The following is a 23,227-nucleotide window of genomic DNA, read 5'->3' as shown; positions in this document are numbered from 1 at the left end:
ATCCTGGTTCCGGGAGGGACCGCGATGGCCGACCGGAACTATCGATATGTCCTGCTCTGCCGGCACGCCCGGCACCTCGACGGCCGGCTCGTGGCGGTCCGGGGCGACGACGACCGCTGGCGATTTCCGAGCGACGCCGTGGGGCGGGCACTCGCCGAGGAGCTCGGCAGCCGGAAGCCGGCCGTCGGGTATGCCGGCACTCCCGAGGCCCGGGCGACCGCGGCCGTGCTGCTGCGGCGCCTGCGCAACGAGGTGATCGTCGCCGATGAGAGGCCGCGGCAACCGGCCCTGCCGCGAGGCGATCACGGTGTCTGGCCGGAGTTGGATCCCCTGCCGGAGGGTGACGCATACGAGAGGATCGACGGGGAGCTGGCGAAGACGGACACCCTCCTGCTGGTCGGTCATCAGCCTCAGCTGAGCCGGCTGAGCGCGCGGCTCACCGGGCGCTCCGCGATCCCGCTGACCCACTCCGAAGTGGCCTGCCTGCGTCTGAGGAAGCGGAAGCGCCGGAAGGGCGGGTGGCGCGGGGACCTTCTGTGGACCCTCACGCCCGACGACAGCGCCGCGCTCGCCGCGGTCACCGACAAGGTGAAGGGCAAGATGGAGTCGGCGAAGCTGCTGAGCGGCGTCCTCACCCTGGTCCTCACGGCACTGCTGGGCGCGCTGCTGACGGCCGACCGGTGGGACGGGTTGGCAGCGGCGCGGGCCGAGCTCGGTGGGTTCTCCTACGACGGGCAGTCCGGCGTACAGATCAGTTGTGTTCTTCTGCTCTCGGCTCTGGCCCTCTATCTGGTGACCATGTATTCCTACGACAGCCTGCTCATGCCGCCGCGGTTCTGGGCGGAGGGAACGAGGAGCGGCCGCGCGGGACGATGGCTGCCGCGGCGTCCGCCCAGTTCGTCGGCGTGGGTGGTGATGCGGAACATGCAGCGGATCTGGACGTGGCTGTTCACGCCGGCGAACGTGCTGGTCGCGGCGGCGCTGGCGGTGCCGGCCGCGCCGCTGCTGCGCCTCGAGGCCTGGAACTTCGCCTGGGTCGGCGCGCTCGGCGTCGCGGTGGCGGCGTGGAGCTGGTGGTTCCGGCCGGTGCTGGGGAGCGAGGACTAGGCGGCGGCGCCGAGGGTGAGCCAGAAGCGGCTGCCGCCGTCCGGGTTCGGCTCGACGCCGATCTCGCCGCCGTGCCGCTGCACGATCCGGTGGACGATCGCGAGACCCAGGCCGGTGCCCGGATAGTGCCGGTGCTCCTCGACCCGGGTGAACGCGGTGAACACGGCCTCCACCTGGTCGGGCGGGACGCCGATGCCGTTGTCGGCCACCTCGATCCGCCACCGGTCACCCGCGCGGCGCGCCGAGATGTCGATGCGTGGCCGGCGCCCCGGAGCGCAATATTTCACGGCGTTCCCGACGAGGTTGGCGAAGACCTGCCGCAACAGCACCACATCGCCCTCCACGACCGGCAGCGACCCCACCGTGAAGACCGCGCCGGCGTGATCGCGGATGATCTCCGCGAGCAATGGCCCGAGATCGACCGGCGCCATCCGCAGGGCGGTGTTGTCGGCGGTCGCGTAGTCCAGCAGATCGTCGATGAGCATGGTCATCCGGTTGGCGCCGTCGTGCAGCCGGCCCAGCATGTCGCGCTCGTCCGGTGCGAGGCGGTCGGCGGCGTCGGCGGCGAGCAGCTCGGCATAGCCGGTGATCCTCGCGAGCGGCGCCCGCAGGTCGTGTGCGACAATCCCGGCGAACCCGCGCAGCTCGGTCTCGCGGTGCCGGAGCTGCTGCTCGACGGCCTCACGCCGGGCGATGTCGGTGCGCAGCGCCGTGGTGGCCTCCCGCACCCGCCGCACCGCGCGATCCCGCGACGTCGTCACGGTCGCGGTGAGCGCCAGCAGCAGAAGACTGATCACCCCGCCGACGTAGAGCGCGATCACGTACGGCGCCGGCCCCCGCCGATCCACGAGCCGCGCCGCCGGCTGGATGGTCAGGTCCCACGTGCGGCCCAGCACATCGACGCTCACCTGCCGGTCGAGTCTGCCGGGGCCGCTTTCGCGGCCTGCCTTCCAGAGCACCAGGGGCACGTCACCGTCCGTGCCGGGATCCATCATCCGTACGGCGGAAGCCTGCGTGGCGACGGCCTCCACCGTCGCGCGCAGGAAGTCCCCGGCACGGAGGCCGAGCAGCAGCCAGCCCCGGAACCAGCCGGCGTCCCGGGCCGGGGCCGTGGCGTGGATGGCGGCCGCCATCACGAACGAGGCCTGCTGTTTCTCCGCGGGCAGCGCCCGATCCTTGATCAGGTGGTGGGTGGCGCTCATGACCAGTTCCCGGCTCTGCCGGGCGGCCCGCATCGCGGCGACCGCGGCCGGGGTGGCGGTGAGGTCGCCGCCGACCGGCGTGGGCACCGTGTCGGCGGAGTGGCCGAGCACGATGAACAGGTGCTGCCCGTTCCGCGCGCCGGCCTCGCCGGGGCGCAGGACCAGGCCGTCGGCGCCGTGCGCCCGCCAGTACGCCTGCACCTCGCCGATCTGCGCCGGCGTCGACGGCACGACGTAGGCGAGCCCGGTCACCCCGGGCAGGTTAGTGCGGTCGATCGGCGCCGCGATGGCCGCGAACTCCTCGGCCTCGAGCGTCTGCTGGGCGCCGACCGAGGCGGCGAGGCCGGTCAGGTAGTCGCTGTAGCGGCGTACGCCGTCGGTGACCGCCTCGGCGACCCGGGCCGCCTGCTGGTCGGCGGCGCGCGCGGCGAGCCGCTCCTCCCCGCGCCACAGGCCGAGCGAGGCCGCGGCCGTGCCGGCCAGCCCGAGCACCGCGACGAGGACCAGGAGCAGCACCGATCGCCGAGCGACTCCGAATCCCCGGCTCTGACGATTCGCAGTGCGCTGCCGCCCCACCTGTCGGACGTTACGCCCGGACGGGCAGGTCAGTGGCCTTTTCGGGTCGAGGCCGTCGGCTGATCGTGGCCGGCAGCTCGGCGGCGGGCTTGCCGAAGTAGTAGCCCTGCAGCAGCCGGTAGCCCAGCGCATACAGCGCCTCGGCCTGTTCCGCGGTCTCCACCCCTTCGGCGACCGCGGTCAGGCCGAGCCCGTCGGCGACCTGGATCAGCGCGCGGGCGATGACGGTGTGCCGGCCCGCCTCGGTGACGTCGTCGACGAACGACTTGTCGACCTTGAGCACGTCGACCGGCACGGTGTGCAGCAGCCCGAGCGACGAATGGCCGGTCCCGAAGTCGTCGAGGGCGATCCGGACGCCGGCCGCGCGCAGCTCGTGCAGCGTCGTGACGGCCTGCCCGCCACCGAACACCGCCGTCTCGGTCACCTCCACGGTGAGGCATTCCGGAGGCAGTCCCGCAAGGGCCAGAGCATCAGCAACGGTACGGGAGAAGCCCGGCCGGGCGAGTTGACGGGCGGAGACGTTGACGCTGACCCGGTCCGGCGCGCCCGCACCGAGCTCGGCCCGCCACCGGGCCATCCGCTCGCAGGCGGTGCGCAGGATCCACGCGCCGAGCTCGACGATGAGGCCGGTGTGCTCGGCGACCGGGATGAACTGGGCCGGGCTGACCAGGCCGCGCTGCGGGTGGTGCCAGCGGACCAGGGCCTCGACGGCGGCGATCCGGCCCTCCGGCACCGCGACGATCGGCTGGTAGACGACCTGGAACTGGCCGGCGTCGAGGGCGGCGCGCAGCTCGGCGCCGACCCGGGCGTGCTCGCCCGCCCGCTCGTCCAGCTCGGCGGTCCACGTCCGGTACGGCTCGCCGGTCTCCTTGGCGGCGTGCATGGCGGCCTCGGCCCGGCGCAGCACCTCGACCGGGTCGGCGGCCTCGGCCAGGCCGACGCCGGCGCCGACGAGCAGTTCGTGGCCGCCCGCCGCGACCGGTTCGGCCAGCGTCGCGGCGAGCCGCTCGGCGGCCGGGCCGGCGTCCGCGGAGCTGCTCAGCAGCACCGCGAACTCGTCGCCGCCGATGCGGGCCGCGACGCCCCCGGCCAGCGCGATCCGGCCGGCCAGCACGGTGAGGACCCGGTCGCCGACGGGGCGGCCGAGCTCCTCGTTGATGTTCTTGAGGCCGTTCAGGCCGACGAAGGCGACCCAGGGCGGCCCGTGCGCCGCGGCGGCGACCAGCGCCTGCTCGAACTGCCGGCGGTTCGGCAGCCCGGTCAGGTCGTCGTGCATGGCGATGCGCTCGAGTTCGGCCGCCTGCCCGCGCACCCGCCGCGCCAGGCCGTACACCCGCGCGAGGACGAGCAGGAACAGGATGACCGAGCCGGCGCCGATGGCGGCCCGGTCGACCGCGTTGCCGCCGACGCCGGGCACGAACAGCAGGACCGGGCCCAGCAGCGCGCTGGCGCCCAGGACGGCGGCCTGCACGCGCCCACCGCGGGAGGCCGCGGACTCCGGCTCCGGGGGGACCCGCATCGACGGGTGCAGGGCGGCCGCGGCCCAGACGACGTACGAAAGAAGCCAGCCGGCGGCGAACTGATCGTCATCGCTCCCGGAGTAGAGGCTGACCACGGAGTAACCGACGTCGGCGATCAGCAGCAGGACGGCCGCGACCGCGAGCAGGCGGGTGCTCGCGGTGCCGGCCCGGGCGAGGAAGAGCCGGGCCAAGAAGCCGAGCAGCAGCGCGTCGGCGGCCGGATACGCGGTGCTGACGGCCTGTTCCAGACCGGTGACCGCAGTGTCCGCGGCGATCGGGTGCAGCACGAAGACCCAGAACACCAGCCCGAGGCCGACGCCGACGATCCCCGCCTCGGTGAGCCCGCCGCCGCGCCCGCGCACCAGCAGCCACAGACCGGCCACCAGCAGGGGATAGGCGGCCAGGTAGAACACGTCGGCGACGGACGGGTACGGCTCCTCGTGCAGCACGTAGACGTAGTAGTTCCAGACCAGGTCGCCGGCGACCGAGGCAGCCTGACCGGCGGCGAACCAGTACCACATCGCCGGGCGCTCCGGCCGGTGCAGCCGGACCCCGGCCAGGATCGCCAGCACCGACACCAGGCCGATGACGTTGTAGGCGAGGTCGCGTCCCTCGCCGCCGGCGGGCAGCAGGTGGTAGCCGGCGGTCGCCGCGGCACCCGCCGCCACCCACCAGCCCCACAGATTCGCCCGCCGCACGTCGTGGACATCGGCGGGCGATCCGCGGTGTTGAGGCCATCCGGGGCGGTTACATGGAAGAGATGGAACTCCTGCCCGTCCGACCGACCGTGAAGACCCCCGCGCAGGCCTTCACCGGCGACGTCTACATGACCCCGATCGTCAACGGCACCGGCCCGTCGCGGATGACCGTCGCGCTGGTGCGGTTCACCCCCGGCGCCCGTACGAACTGGCACGCGCACGCCGTCGGCCAGACCCTGCACGTCACCGAGGGCGTCGGTCTGGTCGGCGTCCGCGACGGCACGGTGCTGCGCATCCACGCGGGCGAGACGGTGATCTGCCCGCCGGACGAGGAGCACTGGCACGGCGCCACGGCGGGCACCTTCATGAGCCACCTCGCGATGCTCGAGGCCAAACCCGACGGCAGCGACCCGACGACCTGGCTGGAGCCGGTCCCCGACGACCTCTACGAGAACGCGAACCGGCTCGCCGGGCCGTGATTTCAGCCTAGGTTCCTAGGATGCTGGAACCTTGCGGACTCGTCGGCCGGTGACTACGACGTGCCGGAAACGATGGAACCTCGCGGACTCGTCGGCCGGTGACTACGACGTGCCGGAAGCGATGGCCGGGGCGGCGGCGCCGACCGCCGGTGGCCGGGGCGGGCCGCCGTCCGGCAGGTTCATGGTCACCGTGACGATGACGCCGCGCGGGCTGCTCTTCAGGTGCAGGCTGTCGGTCATCTGCCCGGCCAGGAACAGGCCCCGCCCGCCGGCCGCCGTCGTCGTGTCCGGGAGCCGGCCCATGCGGGTCAGGTCGCCGGTCATGCCGGGACCGCGGTCACTGACGACGCACACCAGGACCGGGCCGTCCCGGTGCAGGCGTACGCAACCCCAGCCGCCGCCGTGCCGGACCGCGTTGGTCATCAGTTCCTGCACCGCCAGGACGAAGTCGGGCACGGCCCGCCGGCTGAGCCCGGCGCCGGCCGCCGCGGTGCGGATCAGCTGCCGCACCGCGCCGATCCCGGCGAGCGTGAACACCCGGCTGACCAGCCGCGGCGGGCGGGCGGCGGGAGCCGGGCGGACCTCCGCGACGACGCCGCGCAGCCGCCGGAGACGGTCGCGGTGGGCGGTCGACATCGAGACGAGCGCCGTCGCCCCGGCCACCGCGGCAGCCGCCCGCACCCGCAGTTCGGTGGAGGCGGCGGCGAGTTCCCCGGAACGCCGGACCTGCGCGGCCAGCCGGCGCGGTTCGCCGGTCCGGAGATGACCAGAGGTGAGCACGTGTCATGCATACCCGATGCCCGGCCGATGACGCCATGGCCGCCCGCTGTGGGATGTACCGGCAGTGCATCGCTGGGGAGCGGCGGCCGCCGTACCGTCGAGGGGTGAACAACCGAGCCGAAGTGCACGACTTCCTCACCTCGCGACGCGCGAAGATCACGCCGGAGCAGGCCGGCCTTCCGGTCGCCGGTCAGCGCCGGGTGCCGGGGCTGCGGCGCAGCGAGGTGGCGGCGCTGGCCGGGATGAGCGTCGAGTACTACGCGAAGCTGGAGCGCGGCTCGCTCGCCGGGGTCTCGGCCGGCGTCCTCGAGGCGGTCGCCCGGGCGCTGCGGCTCGACGACGCCGAGCGCGCCCACCTGATCCGGCTCGCGCAGGAGGCGAACGGCAGCGGCGCGCTGATCCGGCGCAGCCGGGCGAAACAGGCCACGGTGCGGCCCAGCCTGCAGTGGACCCTCGACACGATCACCGCCCCGGCGATCGTGGGGAATCACCGGCAGGACCTGATCGCCGCGAACCTGCTGGGCCGGGCCATGTACAGCGACGTGTACGCGTCCGATCCGACCGGCCGGCCCAACTTCGGCCGGTTCACGTTCCTGGACGCCGCGGCCCGCCGCTTCTACCCCGACTGGAATCTCGCCGCCGAGATGTTGGTGGCGAACCTGCGCACCGCGGCCGGCGTGGACCCGCACGACAAGGCCCTGCACGACCTGGTCGGCGAGCTCTCCACGCGCAGCGACGACTTCCGGCGGCGGTGGGGCTCGCACAACGTGCGCATCCACGGCACGGGCGTGAAGAGGTTCCGCCACCATGTCGTGGGCGAGCTCGAGCTCTCGTACGAAAGCATGGATCTGATCGCAGAACCGGGACTGGCCATGACCATCTATGCCGCCGAGCCCGCCTCCCCGACCGCCGAGGCGCTGACGCTGCTCGCCTCGTGGGCCGCCACGACCGGTTCCGACCTGGCCTCGTCGGAGCGCTGACAGAGTGTCCCGTGATCACCCTTCACCGGCGGTCCTGCGCGCCTTCGGCGCCGGCGGACCCGCGCGGCGGCTGACGGGCGGGCAGGGCAGCTCGTGGGCCGCGGGCGAGGTGGTGCTCAAGCCGGACGGTGGCGGCCTGCACGAATGGCTGGGCGAGGCGTTCGCCGGCGTCGCGTGCGAGGGCTTCCGGCTCGCGGCGCCGGTACGTGCCCGGGACGGCGCGTGGAGCGTGCGGGGATGGTCGGCCACGCGACGGGTCCGGGGCGCCGCACCGGACTACTCCGCGGCGCCGACGTGGCCGGAGATCCTCGCGGCGGGCCGGGCGTTCCACCGGGCGGTGGCCCATCTCGGCCGGCCGGCCTTCCTCGACACGCGCCGGGACTGGTGGGCGGAAGCGGACAGGGCGGCCTGGGCGGAGCGGACCGTCCGGTTCGTGCCGGAGTTCGCCGCCCTGGCACGGCGGCTGGAGGGCGCACTGCTGCCGCTCGGGCCCTCGCAGCTCGTGCACGCCGACCTGACGGGCAACGTCCTGTTCGCCCCGGGGCTGCCTCCGGCGATCATCGACATCTCGCCGTACTGGCGGCCGCCCCCCTACGCCGACGGCGTCGTGGTGGCCGATGCGCTCTGCTGGCACGACGCGCCGTCGTCGCTGGCGGAGGCGGCAGGAGTGCCGGTGGCGGCGGTGGCCCGCGCCCTGCTGTTCCGGATGGCGACGACGAACGAGCGCGTCCTGTCCGGCGGCGGGGGAGTCGACGTGCGGGACGAGGCCCGGCGATACGCTCGTGCCGCCGCGGCGATCGGCCTCTGACCTAGTCGCCCAGCAGGTCCCACCGGTTGCCGGCGATGTCGAGGAAGACGGCGACCCGCCCGTAGCTCTCGGTCCGCGGCTCCCGCACGAACGTCACCCCGGCCGCGACCATCCGCTGATGGGTCGCGTCGAAGTCGTCGGCGTGCAGGAAGAACCCGACCCGGCCGGCCGCCTGGTCGCCGACGGCGGCGCGCTGGCGCTCACCGTCGGCGCGGGCCAGCAGCAGCCCGGTCTGCCCGCCGGGCGGCCGGACGACCACCCAGCGCTTGGGCCGCCCGTCGTTGGTGAGCGACGGCGAGTCCTCGACCAGGTCGAAGCCGAGCACCCCGGTGAAGAACGCGATGGCGGTGTCGTAGTCGTCGACGATGAGCGCGACCAGGTCGACGTTCACGCGGCGGCCACGTGCAGCAGGACGAGGCGCTCCGGGTGCTGGACCGGCGCCTGGATGCCGGTGGCGGCGAGGGTGCGGCCGCGCAGCCGCAGCTCCGACTTCCACCAGGGCAGCGGGTGCCGCATGCGTTCGCGCAGCCGGTCGCCGGGCGGGAGCGGGCTGATGGCGTAGACGGTGTCCGGGTCGAGGCCGGGCAGGCGTACCCGGCCCGGCGGTGACCAGACCGAGGTGGCGGTCGCGACCAGGGCGTAGACGGCTTCGGACCGGTCGGCGGCGACCACGCCGTGCACCCACAGGGACGGGTCGGGGTGGTCGGCGCGAACCACCGTGCCGGTGTGCAGCAGGCCGCGCATCCGCTTGTAGAGGGCGATCCAGGCGGCGAGGCGTTCCCTGTCGGCGGGGTCGGCGCGGGTGATGTCCCATTCGATGCCGAAGTGGCCGAACAGGGCGGTGCCGGCCCGGAAGTCGAGGGTGTGCACCCGGCCGGTGGTGTGCGAGACGGTCGGGCCGACGTGCGCGCCGATCAGTTCGGGCGGCACGAGCAGGCCGGTCCAGCGCTGGATGGCCTGCCGTTCCAGGGCGTCGTTGCAGTCCGACGTCCAGATCCGGTCGGTGTGCTCGAGGATGCCGAGGTCGACGCGGGAGCCGCCGGAGGAACAGGATTCGATCTCGACGGCCGGGTGGCGTTCGCGCAGCTCGTCGAGGAGCCGGTAGACCTCGACGGTCTGGACGTGCACGCCGGCCGCACCGGTGGGGGAGTGCCCGGCGTCGATGAGGTCGCGGTTGTGGTCCCACTTGAGGTAGGCGATGTCGTATTCGGTCAGCAGCGCGTCCAGCCGTTCGAGCAGGTAGGCGTAGGCGCCGGGCTGTCCGAGGTCGAGGACCTGCTGGTGGCGGGCCTCCGGGGGGAGCCGCCCGCCGGTCTGCAGGATCCAGTCGGGGTGGGCTCGGGCGAGATCCGAATCCACATTGATCATCTCGGGTTCGACCCAGAGGCCGAACTCCATGCCGAGCGCGCGGACGTGGTCGACGAGCGGGTGCAGGCCTTTCGGCCAGACGGTCTCGTCGACGTACCAGTCGCCGAGCCCGGCACGGTCGTCGCGGCGGTGCCGGAACCAGCCGTCGTCGAGCACGAAGCGTTCCACCCCGACCTGCGCCGCGACGTCCGCGAGCTCGGTGAGTCTCGCCAGGTCGTGCTGGAAGTAGACGGCCTCCCAGGTGTTCAGGATGACCGGGCGCGGGGTCCGCGGGTGGTGCGGCCGGCCGCGGAGATAGCGGTGGAAGCGGGACGACATTCGATCAAGACCGCATCCGTACGAGGCGTAGAGCCACGGGCTGCGATAGGACCCACCGGGTTCCAGCCGCACTTCTCCGGCCAGGAGGAGCTCGCCCCCGCCGAGCAGGGACGCCCCGGTCGAGGTGCGTTCGGCAAGCGTACGGTGATTGCCGCTCCACGCCACATGGACGCCCCACACCTCCCCGGAGGCGAAGCCGAAGCCGGCCGCGCCCGCGGCCAGGATGGTCGCCGCGTCGGCGCCGGTGCGGCCGCGCCGGTTCTCCCGGAGCCGGGTGCCGACCGTGAACGGCTGCCGTTGCGGGATGCGTTCGCGCAGGTGGCGGCCGGTGAAGTCGAGGATCTCGGTGGCCTCGGACGGTACCGGGAAGACCGGCAGCACCCCGTCGAGCTGGAACACCGCGGCCGGGTCCCGGTTGGTGACGGTGGCGCGCTGGCGCAGCAGCCCGTCCTCGGTCATCTCCAGTTCCAGCAGCAACCCCAGGCCGGCCGCGTCGTCGCGGGCGGACACGGCGAGCCGGCCGGGCTCCTCGGTGGTCCGCTCGACGGTGAACTCGGTGGAGAACGCGCCGCCGTCGCGGTGCCCGGTCAGCCCGGGGGTGCCGAGCCAGCCGGCCGCGTGCTCCGGCAGCAGGCTGATCGGAACCGGGCGGTCGATGGTGTTGGAGACCGGCTGCGGGATCGACGCGAAGGCCAGCGCCGCGAACTCGTCCGGGTCGGCGTCGCCGAGGTCGGCGCCCCAGTGCAGGATCCGGGGCAGGCGCGGGCCGGTGCAGTCCAGCACGAGACTGACTCCACCGGCACGCCAATGCACGTACTGGGTCACGGGCCACCCCTTGACGAGAGCGTTGAGCTGCGCCAGCGAGCTTACTGAGACTTAGGGGCCTTTCCCGATGGGCCGGCGCGGTGTCCTCCCCGGAGGATCGTCAGTGTCCTTTGAGGAAGGAGCCGGTCCATGCCCGGTCGCCGCATCACCGCCCTGCTCGGAGCGCTGACGTTCGCGCTCGTCCCCGGCGTCGCCCACGCGAAGCCACCCGCGCCCGCCCTCGACTGGGGGCCGTGCGCCGGGATGGAGTCGCAGCCCGAGGTGCGCTGCGCCGGCCTGACCGTGCCGGTCGACTGGTCCCGGCCGGACGGGCCCACCTTCGAGCTGGCCGTGGCCCGGCGCGAGGCCCGCAAGCAGCGGACCGGCACCCTCGTCTTCGGCCCGGGCGGGCCCGGCGACTCCGGCGTCAACCGGATCCGGCTCGGCGACCGGTTCAGCGACGAGCAGCTCGACCGGTTCGACATCGTCAGCTTCGACCCGCGCACGATCGGTGGCAGCGCCGCCCCGTCCTGCACGCCGTCGCCCGGCGGCCCGCCGATCCTGCTGCGCGACCAGGCCGACTTCGACGAGCGGATCGCCCGCAACCGGGCCTACTGGCAGCAGTGCCGCGAGACCAGCGCGGTCTTCGACCACGCCGACACGATCAGCACGGTACGGGACCTGGAAGCCCTGCGCCGCGCCCTCGGCGAACGCAGGCTCACCTTCCACGGCAGCTCGTACGGCACGCTGCTCGGCCAGCAGTACGCCGAGCGCTATCCGGACCGGGTCCGCGCCGTCGTGCTGGAAAGTCTGTTCGACCACAGCCTCGACGTGACGGGCTTCGTGCGTACCCAAGCCCGTGCTCTTCAAGAATCGTTCGACGAGTTCGTGGCCTGGTGCGAGCGCACCGGATGCGACCCGGACATCCGCTCCACCTGGCGGGGGATCGTGGAGCGGGCCGACGCCGGCGAATACGCGCCGAACACCGTCTTCGAGATCGCCTCACTGCCGGTGGTCTACCTCGCCACCCCGGACTGGCCCGGATTCCTGGCGGCCATCCGCGCCCTCGCGGCCGGCGAATCGCAGCCGCTGAAGATCCCGCAGCCGGCCCCCGGCGCGTTCTGCGCCGACTTCCCGGTCACCGTCCGCGACCACCGCGAGTACACCCGCCTGCTGCGCGTCGCGGCCGAGGCCGGCCCGGACATCCGCTACGGCGCCGGCCCGCTGGCGATCGCGACCTGCCTGGGCTGGCCGCAACCGGTAGCGAACCCGCCGCACCGGCTGCGCGTGCACACCCGTACGCCCCTGCTGCTGATCAACGCCCGGCACGATCCGCGATCCGGGTACGAGTGGGCCCGGAACGTCGCGGCGCAGCTGGGCCGCAGCGGGCGGCTCGTGACGTACGAGGGCTGGGGGCACGGGTCCTACCGGCGCAACGCCTGCACGGTCGCGGTGGTGGACCGCTACCTGATCGACCTGACGGTGCCGGCGCGGGGCGCCAGCTGTCCCGCCGCTTAAATACGTTGTCCCGCTCACCGGTCCCGCCCTATCGTCATCACCACACCGATCGAGGAGCTTCCCGATGAACCGCTGGTCCGCCGCCTTCCGACCGCAGCGCACGCTGCCGGGGCCGGCTGCCCGCATTCCCGGGAGTTCCGAGCCCCGCACCGGGAGGCGCATCGGCGTCTGAGCTTCACGCGCGTCGACGCGAAGCCGCCTCCCCGTCCGGGAAGGCGGCTTCTTCCATTCCCTGACCGGGAAGCGTGGCCGAGTGGCCTATGGCACCGCCCTGCTAAGGCGGATCGGGCAACCGACGGAGGTTCGAATCCTCCCGCTTCCGCGAAGGTCTTTGTAAGAACGGGTCGTGGCGCAGCTTGGTAGCGCACTCGCCTTGGGAGCGAGGGGCCGCCGGTTCGAATCCGGCCGACCCGACAGAGAGCAACAGGGATGGGTGGCATGGAGTCGTTCTGGCGGTGGTGGTCCGCCGCGATCGACGAGGCGCAGGAGGGCCGCTGGGTCCGGAACGCCACGGAGCGGCGGGTGATCGCGGACATCGTGGCGGCCACCGGTGCCTTGAGCGGCGGACGGATGCCACCGTTCACCGGGGACCCGATGGACGTGCGCGTGAAGCGGATCGCCGAGTGGGCCACGGTGGTCCGGGCTGCGGCCCGGGCCGGCGGATGGGAGATCCACACTGTGGCCGGGCACCCGGCCGGACCGCCGTTCATCGGCTCGGCCGGCATGGCGGAACTGCTGTCCGCCCTTCTTGCGATCGGCCAGCAGGGCGACCTGTGGAGGAAGCAAGTGGCTGCCGGGGGATTGCCGCCGGAACGGGCCGTCGCCGAGGTGGAGTGCCTCCTGGCCGGGCCCGGCTCGGTGGAGGATCTCGAACTGTTCTTCTACGACTGACGGCGTCAGATGTCGAGATCCTCCACCTCGGGCTCGTCGTGGATGGATTGCAGCGCATACACGTACAGCTCCGCCGGCAGCAGCGGCTCCAGCTCCTCGACGGTGTCGACGACGGCGAAGCTGGCCTGCGCCGGGGTGCGCATCCAGGCCTGGTCGGGTGACCAGTCGCCGATCCAGCCGCGCCAGCCGGTGGACCATTTGCGGCTGCGTTCGGCGGTCGGGCCGACCGGGGTGTTCAGCTCGGAGCGGGAGTGGTGGACGGCGTAGCGGCCGCGGCTCGTCCGGAACAGGGAGTACGTCTCCTCGCCCTCGTTGCCCGAGGACGTCCACTCGCCCAGGGCCACGCCGAGGAATCGTTTGACCGAGGAACTGCCGACGCCCACCTTCACGGTGATCTCGTCGTACCCGGCCTTTTTCGCCTCTTCGATCTGCACCAGACGCCGGAGAGCGGTGACGATGGCCCCGGACAGGTTGCCGCCCGTGAGCTCCTGGGCGCGGTGCAGCAGGGGCATGTCGTCGTCGGCGATGTAGATGGTCTTGTTCGGCATGTGTCTCACCTCTGGACAGTAGTATACGCATACGTGTAGGAGTACGTACATGCATACGTACACGGAATTCCCGGTGGAAGTAGAGGACCTCTGCCGCCGGCGCGTGGCACGGCGCGCGTGATGGGCCACGACGTCGTCGCGGATCCGCTCCCGGTGCGCCGGGCGATCGGGCTGGCCGGGCAGTACGCCGCCGTCGACCAGGAGCTGACCGGCCGGGAGAACCTCGAGATGGTCGGCCGGGAGAACCTCGAGATGGTCGGCCGGCTCTACCGGCTGTCCCGCGCCGAGGCCCGCCGCCGGGCCCGCGAGATCCTCGAACGATTCGACCTGACCGGCGCGGCCGACCGGATGCGCGTCAGCCGGCCCGATGCGTCAGCCGGCAACTGCGCAAGACGCTGCGCCGCCCGACGTACATCGTCTTCTCGTTCATCCAGCCGGTCATCTTCGTGCTGCTCTTCCGGTACATCTTCGGCGGCGCCATCGACACCGGCACGGTCAGCTACGTCGACTACCTGATGCCCGGCATCATCGTGCAGACCGCGATCTTCGGCGCCCTGGTGACCGGAATCGGACTGACCGAGGATCTCGGCGGCGGCGTGGTGGACCGCCTGCGCTCCCTGCCGATCGCCCGTTCCGCCGTCCTCGTCGGACGGACCGCCGCCGACCTCGTCATGAACGTCTTCACGCTGTCCGTCATGACCGCCGTCGGCCTGCTCGTCGGCTTCCGCCCCGGGCCGGAGCCGTGGCGGCTGGCCCTCGCGTTTCTGCTGGTCCTGGCGTTCTCCTACGTCTTCTCCTGGATCAGCGCGTGGATCGGCCTGTCGGTCCGCAACGCCGAGGCCGCCCAATCCGCCGGCCTGATCTGGGTGTTCCCGCTGACCTTCGCGTCGTCGGCCTTCGTCCCGATCGCGACGATGCCCACCGGCGTCCGCACCTTCGCCGAGCACAATCCGGACTCCCGCGGCCGGGAGTCCCCTCGACCGTGGCCGCTGATCGGTTCCGGTCCTTCACGGGTCGCCGCAATGGCCGGCGGGGAGGTAGAGGCCGTGGGCCGCGGCGTACAGGAGGGCCTTTCTCCTGCTCGAGACGCCCAGCTTGGCCCGGATGGCGTTCATCGTGGCGATCGAGTCGAAGGCGGGCCGTCCCCGCCGTCCGGCGAGGCGGAGGCCGAGGAGCGTGAGTTCGCGGTGGGTCAGTTCGCGCAGGTCCTGGGGCGCGGAGAGCAGCACCAGGCCGATGCGGTGGCCGGGCGGGATGTGCGCGGTGGACAGCACGGTGACCTGGAAGAAGTGCCCGGCCGCAGCCAGGTAGGTGGCGTGGGTGGCGCCGGCGGCCAGGCAGGCGCGGGCCTCGGTGAGCGTGGGGGAGCCGCGGGCGAGAAGCGGGTGGCCGGGCATCTCCCGCGGCCCGGGCATCTCCGGCGGCCCGGGTGTCTTCGGCTGCCCGGGCATCTTCGGCGATCCGGGCAGGCTCGGCAGCGGCTCGGTGTTTCCGGCTCGGGTGAGGACGGTTCCGGCGATCGGTGCGGTGATCAGCGAGGCCGCCTCCGCCAGCAACGGCCGGGGATCGATCGCGTGGGCGACGATCGGGGCGACGGTGGTGAGCAGGGCGCGCGTCTCCTCGGGGACGGGGCCGGGGAGGTGCAGGGCGAGACAGCCGACGAGGGAGCCGTCGGCGGCGCGCAGGGCGATCACGAGATCGTCGGCGGACGGCGGGTGCCCGTGCCGGACCAGCGGCTGGTGACTCCGTCGTTCCGGGTCGTGCAGGGCGATGTCGACTCCGTCGTACCCGAAAAGGTCTTGAAGTGGGGTGAGCAGGGCCCGGGCGCGGGCGTGCGGGGCGCCGGGACGGTGCGCAACGGTCGCGAGCTCGGCGAACACCGCGTCGTGGCGGGTCACGGGACGGCCGCCCGCTGCCGGCCGAGGGTCAGCTCGGCGGGGATGAAGAGGCCTCGCCGCAGGGCCTGGACCGCGGCGAAGGTACGGGACGGCGCCGCCAGCTTGATCATGATGTGTTCGAGGTGGGCCACGGCGGTGCGCGGCGCCATCCGCAGGGCGACCGCGATCTCGGTGTTGCTGCAGCCGTCCACGAGCAGGCCGAGCACCTCCAGTTCGCGCATCGTGAGACCGTGCTGATCGGGCGGCGGCGACAGCACGACGACCGCGTGGAGATCGCTCGCCGGCTGCGGTGGGCAAGCCAGCGCCGTGACCCGCACGAGCCCGCCGCCGGGGTCGCCGGTCAGGAACGTGAACAGCTGCGGCCCGCCGCGCAGCCGCTCGGCCGTGACCCGCAGCACCGCCGACCCCTCGGCCAGCAGGGCGTCGCCGGGCAGGCCCGGAACCGGCACTGTCGTCGCGGCATGGGTGAGCCCGACCCCGGCACGGGCGTGCGCCACCAGGGCGGCGACCGCGGCGACGGCACGCAGCGGATCCAGGATGTCGGCGATCAACCGGGAGACCTGGTGCAGCAGCCGCACCTGCTCCTCGCCGGGCCCCTTGCCGCCGGTGCTCTGCAGGCCGATGTTGCCCAGGTAGCGACCGTCAGCCGTGGTCAGCACCAGGCCGATCGCGGAACGGAAGCCTTCCGGTCGCATGATCTCCCGCCACCCCCGCATCGCGTCGACCGCCGGCATCCGGTCGTTGACCTGCACCGGTGGATGGTGGGGCCGGAGCAGGGCGACACGGGCGAAGTCGTCGATCAGCTGCGGGCTCTCGTGGTAGTGCCGGACGCGCGCCGTATGCCCCCGGCTGGTGAGCGACACCTGACGGTGCACGCGCGGATCGAACAACCCGACGAATCCGGCGTCGAACGAATACACCCGCTGCAGCAGATCGAGCACCGCATCGGCGCGGTCGCCGGGGCTGAGCGCCGAGCCGCCGATCGCGGACAGCTCCGCCGCCAGCTCCGGCAAGGCCATGACGACGGGCATCCTTCAGTATGTCCGGCGGAATCCGGTCATGCGGGCCGGTGCCCCCAAAGGTGTTCGATGTGGCACAACCGCAGAATGAGGTCGACGCACTGGCTCGCCGCGGTGACCCGTACCCGATGCCGCGCCTCCCCGAGCCGGCCGACGGCCTGGATCGCCCGCAGGCCGGCGCAGTCGCAGAACGTCAGGCCGGTCAGGTCGAGATGCACCCGGCGCGGGCGGTGCTCGGCGAGCAGCAGTGCCATCCGCGCCAGGAACAGCGACCGTGTGTCGAGGTCGAGTTCGCCTCGTACGCAGACGAGACAGTCGCCGCAGGCGAGCCGCGAGAACCGCACGGTGAGGGTTTCCGACAAGCCGACCACCCCCTTCGTGCCGACGCTACGGGGCACGATGGACGGTCACATCGGCAGAAATTCCTACGCCTCGGCGGCCCTCAGCTCAGCGTCGCGGTGCAGCCGGTGGCCTCGTTTGCCGTCGATTCGGTGGCGGGCTCGCCGTCGACGGCTATGCGGCAGGTGACTTCATCGTCGCGGGTGGACAGGGCGGCGAGGGTGACGATCCCGCTGAGCCGCTTCACCGTGATGGTCGTCGACCAGGGTGTCGGGAGCCGGCCACCGGCCGACTGCTCGGCGCCGCCGCCGGCCCGCCACTGGATCCGTGACACGGTGCCGCTGCGGGCGGTGATCTCCAGCCGGACCTCGCGTTCACCGGCCAGATGGACCCAGGCGGCCCCGGCCACGACGACGATCACCGCGAGGGCGGCGAGAAGCCTGCGATTCACCGCCGCATGATAGTCATCGCCACAGGGTCAGCAGCCACACCGCCACGACGATCGCGGCGATGGACAGGCACGCCGCCACCCCGATGCCCGCCAGCCGGCGGGTGCGTTCGGGGTGGCGGGTGACCGGCGACTCCAGGGCGAGCCACGTCGTTCCGCCGAGCAGGGCCATCGACGCCGTCATCAAGAAGACCATGTGCCGACGGTTTCACCAGGACGGCCGGGGCCGCAGGGGTACGGCGGTTGAAGAGTCGGCGAACTCGGCGAACTCGTCACGCCCGGGACTAGGGTGTATCAGGAGGGATGCCGCAAATCACCAGGAAGGCGGCCCTGATGAAGATCATGCGATCGGGACCGTACATCGCGGTGTCGTTCGCGACGGTGACGGTTCTGGCGGTGCTGTCGGCGGTGCTGCCGGCGCACATGCTGACCTTCGGCATGCTGGCGCTCGGCCCGGCGCTCGCGGCGGCCTCGGCGAACCCGCCCGCCGTGCTGGCCGTGGGCGGCTACGCGCTGGCCGCCGCCGGGGCCGTCTCCACCCGGCACGGGCTGCTCGGCTCGGTCGACCAGGTGGTGCGGCTGCTGGTCGTGCTCGCCGCCACCGGGATCGGCTGGGGAATAGCCCGGCACCTGCGCCGGCTGCTCGACGGCGCCGCGGACGCGGCGAAGCATCAGGAGATGCTCGCCGCGATCATCGAGCAGTCGTCGGACGCGATCATCGTGACCGATCTCGACGGCACGATCACCACCTGGAACCGGGGTGCGGAGAACCTCTACGGCTATCCCGCGGCCGAGGTGATCGGTACGAAGTTCAGCAAGGTGCTGCCGCCCGGCCGGCTCGAGGCGCTCACCGAGAAGCTGGCCGAACTGGCGAGCGGCAGGCCCGTGCAGCTCGACGAGACCCGCCGGGTCTGCCGGGACGGCAGCGAGGTGCTGGTCTCGGTCGCCGTGGCGCCGATCCGGGACCAGCAGGGCCGGGTGGTCGCGGCGGCCGCCACGGAACGCGACATCACGCAGAAGGAGCGGTCGGCCCGCGCCGCCCGGATGGAGAGCCTCGGCCAGCTCGCCGGCGGTGTCGCGCACGACTTCAACAACCTGCTGGCGATCATCGGGAACTACGCCGAGATGCTGGCCGACCAGGTCACCCCGCAGGGCGCCGCCGACCTGGAGCGCATCCGCAACGCCGCCGGCCAGGCCGGTTCGCTGACCAGCCAGCTGCTGCTGTTCGCCAAGCGGGACCCGACCCAGGTCGAGGAGGTCGACCTGAACGAGTCCGTGGCCGGCGCGTATGACCTGCTCAGCCGCAGCATCGGCGCCGGTGTGGAACTCACCTGCCGGCTGCATCCCGGCACGGTCCCGGTCTGCGCGAACCGCGGCCGCCTCGACCAGATCCTGCTGAACCTCGTGATCAACGCCCGCGACGCGATGCCCGGCGGCGGCATGGTCGTGATCGAGACCGACCTGATCGAGGTGCCCGCCGGCATGGCCGCGCCGGTCCCGCCCGGGCGCTACGGCAAACTCACCGTCAGCGACACCGGCACGGGCATGACGCCCGAGGTCCGCGATCGCCTTTTCGAGCCGTTCTTCACGACCAAACCCATCGATCAGGGTACGGGCCTGGGCCTGTCCACCGTCTATGGCATCGTCACCGACGCCCGCGGCCACATCACCGTCGACTCGACGCCCGGCATCGGCACCACGTTCGTGATCCTGCTGCCGGTCACCGACGTCCCGGCCCGCCTGCCCGCCTGACCTCAGGGGTGCCCGGCGTCCTCCGCCAGCTCGAAGACCGTGCCGTCCGGCGCGCGGAAGTGCTGCCACCAGTAGCCGTCGCCGCCCTGCTTCTCGCCGATCAGCGCGATTCCGGCGGCCCGCAGCTCGGCGATGGCCTCGTCGATGTCGTCGACGAGCAGCCCGGCCACGACCTTCCCGGCGGCGAACTGCCCCGGCGGATCCGCGGCGCCCGGCCCGAAGATCTCCAGCTTGTCGCCGCCGGGCAGGCCGAACACCGTGAAGTCGCCGTCCTCGTGGTCCGGTGTCATCCCGGCCACGTCGGCGAAGAAGTTCCGCATCGACTGATAGGAATCGGTCTTCACGCCGACCCAGGAGATCCCTCGCACCCGCATGGCCATGCCCTTCCGTCAATGGAAGGCAAGGATGCAAGGTGAAGCCTTGTCGAGGTCAAGCGTGCGGATGATCCTGCTGCAGCCGGGACACCACCTGGTCGGAGATCGCGGCCAGCGCCGCCAGCTGCTCGGGGGAGAGGACCTCACCGAAATAGCGGGCCACCGCCGCCTCGTGACAGTCCCGGGCCGCGGCGATCTGCGAGCGGCCCTTGTCGGTCAGGCGGATGATCGCGCCGGCCGACTTCTCGATCAGGCCGCGCTGTTCCATCCGGCGCAGCTGGTGTGAGAGACGTGACTTCTCCCAGGCCAGGCCGCAGCGCAGGGCGACCGAGCGGACACTGGTCTCGGCGGACTGCTCCAGGAAGAACAGGATGTCGTAATCGGCTTCGGACAGCCCGGTGGTGCGGCTCAGCTCGCGGCTGATCTGGCCGTTCAGCAGCACGCGCATGCGCTGATAGGCCTGCCAGGTGGTGGAGACGTCCGGGGTCACCGTCGAATATTACGTCTGTTTGCAGATCAGCCGCCGGTTGATGTATCAACGAGTTGACACATCAACCATGGAGACACCATGACACATCGGCTGCGGTTCGGCGCGCTGGTCACCTCGGTGGCCGAGGCTCGCCGCGCCGAAGAGCTCGGCTACGACCTGGCAGTGATCACGGGTGGGGCGCACGCCGACCCGTGGACCCTGCTGACCTGGATCGCCGGCCACACCGAGCGCATCGGCCTGGCCGCCGTGATCGATACCGGGCACCGCGAGCCGACCGTGATCGGGCGCGCCGCGGCCAGCCTCGACCTGCTCTCCGGCGGCCGGCTGGAGATCGGCCTGACGGGCGCGGACGCCGGCGAGGTGACCGAAATCGTTCGCGGCGTCCTGGACGCCGGCGAGCCGGGTCCGCTGCGGTACCGGGGCGAGAGCCACCACGTTCCGAAGGCGCAGCGCGGTCCTCTGCCGGCCCATCGCGTGCCGATCTGGCTGACCGGTGACGATCCCGAGGAGCTGCGCCGGGCGGGGCGTCTCGCCGACGGCTGGGTCGCCGACGCCACGGTGTTGAGCAGCGATGACGTGCTCACCTCGTACCGATCTCTGGAAAAGGCCGCGGCAGACGCGGGCCGTGACCCTAGCGAGGTCCGTCGCATTCTGATCATCGAGCCAGGGCTTTCCGGCGACGAGCTGGTGGCGCTGGGCGCGGACACCTTCCTGATCCGCGCCGACGAGCTCCCCGATCTCACCGCCTGGTCGCCCTTGCGGGAGACCGCCGGGCCGTTGTCCGTTTTCAGACCCCCTTCGGTACGGGCGAAGCGTCGCGTGGGGATCGACTACGACGCCGTGCCGGACAGTCTCGCCGCGACCGCCGTCGAGCCCGGTGATCTCGACTACGCGCGGGTGCGCAACACCTACATGCGCGGCGGGGCGCCCGGGATCGTGCTGCGCCCGCGCACCACGGCCGAAGTGGCCGACGCCCTCGCGTTCGCCCGCGCGCACCCCGGGGTGCCGCTCGGCGTCCGCAGCGCCGGCCACGGCATCAGCGGGCGCTCGACGAACGACGGCGGCATCGTGATCAGCCTCGCCGCGATGGACGGCATGGAGATCCTCGACGCGTCGCACCGGCTGATCAGAGTCGGACCCGGCGCCCGCTGGATGGACGTCGCGCGGTTCCTCGCTCCGCACGGCTGGGCGCTCAGCTCCGGCGACTACGGCGGCGTCGGCGTCGGCGGTCTCGCCACGGCGGGCGGCATCGGCTGGCTGGCGCGCAAGCACGGGCTCACGATCGACCACCTGCGCGGCGTCGAGGTGGTGCTCGCCGACGGCACGGTGGTGCGCGCCTCCGTGACCGAGAACGCCGACCTGTTCTGGGCGGTTCGCGGTGCCGGCGCCAACGTCGGCGTGGTCACCTCGTTCGACTTCGAGGTGGACGAGGTCGGCGACGTCGGGTTCGCCCAGCTCGTGGTCGCCGCCGACGACCCGGCACAGCTGCTCGTCGACTGGGGCAGGGCGATCGAGGCGGCGCCGCGCGACCTCAGCGGGCAGCTGATCATGGGTGGGCGCCGGCCCGGGCAGCCGGCGTTCGCGCAGCTCATGGCGATGGTCGACAGCAGCGATCCGGAGACCATCATCGACACGCTGCAGCCGATCGCCGCGGTGTCCCCGCTCTACCAGCAGAACGTGACGCTACAGCCGTACGCATCGGTCATGGCGAATGCGGCCGACGGCCACCACCAGGGGCAGGGCGACCCGATCTCGCGCTCCGGGCTGATCGAGCACCTCACGCCGGCGTTCGCGCGGGCCGCCGCCGCCCTGATCGCGAGCGGCGCGGTGCACTGGTTCCAGATCCGCACGGTGGGTGGCGCGGTCGCCGACGTGGACCCGTCCGAGACCGCTTATGCCCACCGCTCCGCGAACTTCTCGATCGCCGTGATGGGGTCCTCGAAACGGCGGGTCGACGAGGCCTGGGCGACGCTGCTGCCGCACTTCGACGGCCTGTACCTGAGCTTCGAGACCGATCCCACGCCGGAGCGGGTGGCGGACGCGTTCCCGGCCGCCACCATGGAACGGCTGCGGGGAATCAAACGGCGCTACGACCCGGACAACCTGTTCCGGGACAACTTCAACATCAGGACGGTGGCGCGATGACCGATTACGGACACGACCTGCTCTTCGGCACGTTCATCACCCCGACCGCCCAGCCGGTGCGGCAGGCCGTCGAGCTGGCGGTCGTCGCCGACCGTGCCGGACTGGACCTGGCCACCTTCCAGGACCACCCCTACCTGCCCCGGTTCCACGACACCTGGACGCTGATCTCGTACGCGGCAGCCCTGACCTCCAAGATCCGCCTCGCCGGCAATGTGCTCAGCCTGCCGCTGCGGCCACCGGCCGTGCTGGCCCGCAGCCACGCGGCGCTGGACCACCTCACCGGCGGGCGCATCGAGCTGGGCCTCGGCGCCGGCGCGTTCTGGGACGGCATCGAGGCGATGGGCGCGCGGCGGCTCAGCGCCGGCCAGTCCGTCGCGGCCCTCGGCGAGGCGATCGAGGTGATCCGCGCGGTGTGGGACACCGGCCGGACCGGGCCGGTCGGCGTGCCCGGCACGTACTACCAGATCGAGGGCCTCAAGCGCGGCCCGGCGCCGGCCCACGACATGAGCATCTGGGTGGGCGCCTACAAGCCCAGGATGCTGCGCCTGGTCGGCCGGGCCGCCGACGGCGTGCTGCCGTCGCTGTCCTACCTGCCCGGCGGCCCGGCCGACTACGCCGGGATCAACAGGGCGATCGACGACAGCGCGGCCGAGGCCGGCCGGGACCCGCGGGCCGTACGCCGGCTTCTCAACATCAACGGCCGGTTCAGCGTGCTCGGCCGGTCCTTCCTGGACGGCCCGGCCGAACAGTGGGCCGAGGATCTCGCCGGGCTGACCCTCGAGCACGGGATCAGCGCGTTCATCCTGGCGAGCGACGACCCGGCGGCGATCGAGGAGTTCGCCGCCGAGGTGGCGCCGGCGGTCCGGGAGCTGGTGGCGGACGAGCGGCGTTGATCTCCTGCCGGATGCCCGCGGCGGGCCGATCGGCCTCATCCGCTTTTTCGGCCACCGGCCAGGTCGACGCGCCGGCCGGGGCCGGCATGTGCGAGAGTCCGGCGGTGTGCGCGAACGCCCACGACATCGAGGACTACGAGGTCGCGACGAACCGGGTGGTCACGCCCGGGGAGATGGCCGCCCTCCTCCTCGACGCGGTGGTGGCGGCCCACCGGGCGTATGCCGTCCGGCGGGCCGCCCTCCCGTAGCGAAGGCGGCGCACCCGTCCACCC

At 72.6% G+C, this 23,227-nt stretch carries 23 protein-coding genes, 2 tRNA genes and 2 pseudogenes; 14 read left to right on the top strand and 13 right to left on the bottom strand.

All coding sequences use genetic code 11. The features are described 5' to 3' along the window. Positions 1-24 precede the first annotated feature (24 nt). On the top strand, positions 25-1,107 hold the full coding sequence (locus AB0G10_RS15205; protein ID WP_360920581.1) for a hypothetical protein: 1,083 nt from the start codon (positions 25-27) through the stop codon (positions 1,105-1,107). On the opposite strand, the gene AB0G10_RS15200 is transcribed toward AB0G10_RS15205, so the two are convergent. Both AB0G10_RS15200 and AB0G10_RS15195 read right to left on the bottom strand, forming a co-directional pair. Next, positions 1,104-2,825, bottom strand: coding sequence for an ATP-binding protein (locus tag AB0G10_RS15200; RefSeq protein WP_360920578.1), 1,722 nt, complete (start codon positions 2,823-2,825; stop codon positions 1,104-1,106). The genes AB0G10_RS15205 and AB0G10_RS15200 overlap by 4 nt on opposite strands. Positions 2,826-2,895: 70 nt before the next feature. Continuing rightward, complete coding sequence (locus AB0G10_RS15195; RefSeq protein WP_360920575.1) at positions 2,896-5,103, bottom strand: bifunctional diguanylate cyclase/phosphodiesterase; 2,208 nt, start codon at positions 5,101-5,103, stop codon at positions 2,896-2,898. Between the two features lie 62 nt (positions 5,104-5,165). Here AB0G10_RS15195 and AB0G10_RS15190 point away from each other — a divergent pair, with 62 nt between their 5' ends. Then, positions 5,166-5,582, top strand: coding sequence for a cupin domain-containing protein (locus tag AB0G10_RS15190; protein ID WP_360920573.1), 417 nt, complete (start codon positions 5,166-5,168; stop codon positions 5,580-5,582). 102 nt (positions 5,583-5,684) lie between these two features. On the opposite strand, the gene AB0G10_RS15185 is transcribed toward AB0G10_RS15190, so the two are convergent. Then, positions 5,685-6,362, bottom strand: coding sequence for an ATP-binding protein (locus AB0G10_RS15185; RefSeq protein WP_360920570.1), 678 nt, complete (start codon positions 6,360-6,362; stop codon positions 5,685-5,687). Positions 6,363-6,466: 104 nt separating this feature from the next. Between AB0G10_RS15185 and AB0G10_RS15180 the strand changes: the two genes are divergently transcribed. Then, positions 6,467-7,342 (top strand): helix-turn-helix transcriptional regulator, encoded by an 876-nt coding sequence (locus AB0G10_RS15180; RefSeq protein ID WP_360920568.1) that lies wholly within the window; start codon positions 6,467-6,469, stop codon positions 7,340-7,342. A 4-nt stretch (positions 7,343-7,346) separates the two neighbouring features. Next, positions 7,347-8,150 carry a TIGR02569 family protein gene (locus AB0G10_RS15175; protein WP_360920565.1) on the top strand — a complete coding sequence of 268 codons (804 nt, stop codon included), beginning with the start codon at positions 7,347-7,349 and terminating at the stop codon, positions 8,148-8,150. Position 8,151: 1 nt separating this feature from the next. On the opposite strand, the gene AB0G10_RS15170 is transcribed toward AB0G10_RS15175, so the two are convergent. Together AB0G10_RS15170 and AB0G10_RS15165 are read right to left on the bottom strand one after the other, a co-directional pair. Then, complete coding sequence (locus AB0G10_RS15170) at positions 8,152-8,541, bottom strand: VOC family protein (RefSeq protein WP_360920563.1); 390 nt, start codon at positions 8,539-8,541, stop codon at positions 8,152-8,154. Further along, on the bottom strand, positions 8,538-10,661 hold the full coding sequence (locus AB0G10_RS15165) for an alpha-galactosidase (protein ID WP_360920560.1): 2,124 nt from the start codon (positions 10,659-10,661) through the stop codon (positions 8,538-8,540). Before AB0G10_RS15165 ends, AB0G10_RS15170 begins: the two co-directional genes overlap by 4 nt. A 129-nt stretch (positions 10,662-10,790) precedes the next feature. Between AB0G10_RS15165 and AB0G10_RS15160 the strand changes: the two genes are divergently transcribed. From AB0G10_RS15160 to AB0G10_RS15145, 4 genes are all read left to right on the top strand, one after another. Next, entirely contained in the window at positions 10,791-12,158 is a 1,368-nt protein-coding gene (locus AB0G10_RS15160) for an alpha/beta hydrolase (RefSeq protein ID WP_360920558.1), read from the top strand. Positions 12,159-12,397: 239 nt separating this feature from the next. Beyond that, positions 12,398-12,480, top strand: a tRNA-Ser gene (locus tag AB0G10_RS15155). 18 nt (positions 12,481-12,498) lie between these two features. After that, a tRNA-Pro gene (locus AB0G10_RS15150) sits at positions 12,499-12,572 on the top strand. 24 nt (positions 12,573-12,596) lie between these two features. Next, positions 12,597-13,049, top strand: a complete 453-nt coding sequence (locus AB0G10_RS15145) for a hypothetical protein (RefSeq protein WP_360920556.1) — start codon at positions 12,597-12,599, stop codon at positions 13,047-13,049. A gap of 5 nt (positions 13,050-13,054) precedes the next feature. On the opposite strand, the gene AB0G10_RS15140 is transcribed toward AB0G10_RS15145, so the two are convergent. Beyond that, positions 13,055-13,597: an EXLDI protein gene (locus AB0G10_RS15140; protein ID WP_360920553.1), complete on the bottom strand. Its 543-nt coding sequence runs from the start codon at positions 13,595-13,597 to the stop codon at positions 13,055-13,057. 105 nt (positions 13,598-13,702) lie between these two features. On the opposite strand from AB0G10_RS15140, the pseudogene AB0G10_RS15135 reads away from it, so the two are divergent. Together AB0G10_RS15135 and AB0G10_RS15130 are read left to right on the top strand one after the other, a co-directional pair. Further along, a pseudogene (locus tag AB0G10_RS15135) lies at positions 13,703-13,945 on the top strand (daunorubicin/doxorubicin resistance ABC transporter ATP-binding protein DrrA); the annotation flags it as partial. Next, a pseudogene (locus AB0G10_RS15130) lies at positions 13,918-14,490 on the top strand (ABC transporter permease); the annotation flags it as partial. The pseudogenes AB0G10_RS15135 and AB0G10_RS15130, both read left to right, overlap by 28 nt. 114 nt (positions 14,491-14,604) lie before the next feature. Here AB0G10_RS15130 and AB0G10_RS15125 read toward each other — a convergent pair. The 5 genes from AB0G10_RS15125 to AB0G10_RS15105 all read right to left on the bottom strand — a co-directional run bounded on the left by AB0G10_RS15125 (position 14,605) and on the right by AB0G10_RS15105 (position 17,497). Continuing rightward, positions 14,605-15,495, bottom strand: coding sequence for a hypothetical protein (locus tag AB0G10_RS15125; RefSeq protein WP_360920550.1), 891 nt, complete (start codon positions 15,493-15,495; stop codon positions 14,605-14,607). Further along, positions 15,492-16,514, bottom strand: a complete 1,023-nt coding sequence (locus AB0G10_RS15120; RefSeq protein ID WP_360920547.1) for a LuxR C-terminal-related transcriptional regulator — start codon at positions 16,512-16,514, stop codon at positions 15,492-15,494. Before AB0G10_RS15120 ends, AB0G10_RS15125 begins: the two co-directional genes overlap by 4 nt. 38 nt (positions 16,515-16,552) lie before the next feature. After that, a complete protein-coding gene (locus AB0G10_RS15115; protein ID WP_360920544.1) occupies positions 16,553-16,876 on the bottom strand; it encodes an STAS domain-containing protein in 324 nt (107 codons plus the stop codon). An 80-nt stretch (positions 16,877-16,956) separates the two neighbouring features. Further along, the gene (locus AB0G10_RS15110; RefSeq protein WP_360920541.1) at positions 16,957-17,304 is read right to left on the bottom strand and encodes an MmpS family transport accessory protein; all 348 of its coding nucleotides are present in this window, start codon (positions 17,302-17,304) and stop codon (positions 16,957-16,959) included. Positions 17,305-17,317: 13 nt separating this feature from the next. Beyond that, positions 17,318-17,497: a hypothetical protein gene (locus AB0G10_RS15105; RefSeq protein WP_360920538.1), complete on the bottom strand. Its 180-nt coding sequence runs from the start codon at positions 17,495-17,497 to the stop codon at positions 17,318-17,320. Positions 17,498-17,634: 137 nt separating this feature from the next. Here AB0G10_RS15105 and AB0G10_RS15100 point away from each other — a divergent pair, with 137 nt between their 5' ends. Continuing rightward, positions 17,635-19,053 carry a PAS domain S-box protein gene (locus AB0G10_RS15100; RefSeq protein ID WP_360920536.1) on the top strand — a complete coding sequence of 473 codons (1,419 nt, stop codon included), beginning with the start codon at positions 17,635-17,637 and terminating at the stop codon, positions 19,051-19,053. A gap of 2 nt (positions 19,054-19,055) precedes the next feature. Here the strand turns inward: AB0G10_RS15100 and AB0G10_RS15095 are convergent, their stop codons facing one another. Together AB0G10_RS15095 and AB0G10_RS15090 are read right to left on the bottom strand one after the other, a co-directional pair. Further along, a complete protein-coding gene (locus AB0G10_RS15095; RefSeq protein ID WP_360920533.1) occupies positions 19,056-19,427 on the bottom strand; it encodes a VOC family protein in 372 nt (123 codons plus the stop codon). A gap of 55 nt (positions 19,428-19,482) precedes the next feature. Further along, on the bottom strand, positions 19,483-19,917 hold the full coding sequence (locus tag AB0G10_RS15090; RefSeq protein ID WP_360920531.1) for a MarR family transcriptional regulator: 435 nt from the start codon (positions 19,915-19,917) through the stop codon (positions 19,483-19,485). A 78-nt stretch (positions 19,918-19,995) separates the two neighbouring features. On the opposite strand from AB0G10_RS15090, the gene AB0G10_RS15085 reads away from it, so the two are divergent. The 3 genes from AB0G10_RS15085 (at position 19,996) to AB0G10_RS15075 (ending at position 23,203) form a co-directional block, all read left to right on the top strand. Then, on the top strand, positions 19,996-22,062 hold the full coding sequence (locus tag AB0G10_RS15085) for an LLM class flavin-dependent oxidoreductase (RefSeq protein ID WP_360920528.1): 2,067 nt from the start codon (positions 19,996-19,998) through the stop codon (positions 22,060-22,062). Continuing rightward, positions 22,059-22,955, top strand: coding sequence for an LLM class flavin-dependent oxidoreductase (locus AB0G10_RS15080; protein WP_360920526.1), 897 nt, complete (start codon positions 22,059-22,061; stop codon positions 22,953-22,955). The genes AB0G10_RS15085 and AB0G10_RS15080 overlap by 4 nt, the downstream gene beginning before the upstream one ends. 104 nt (positions 22,956-23,059) lie before the next feature. After that, on the top strand, positions 23,060-23,203 hold the full coding sequence (locus tag AB0G10_RS15075) for a hypothetical protein (protein WP_360920523.1): 144 nt from the start codon (positions 23,060-23,062) through the stop codon (positions 23,201-23,203). Positions 23,204-23,227: the final 24 nt, after the last annotated feature.

Origin of the sequence: Actinoplanes sp. NPDC023714 (assembly GCF_040639855.1) — a bacterium.
In the GTDB taxonomy this organism is placed as follows: Bacteria; Actinomycetota; Actinomycetes; order Mycobacteriales; family Micromonosporaceae; genus Actinoplanes.
Note: the sequence above shows the minus strand (reverse complement) of the source record. Positions and strands in the feature narration are given on the sequence as shown.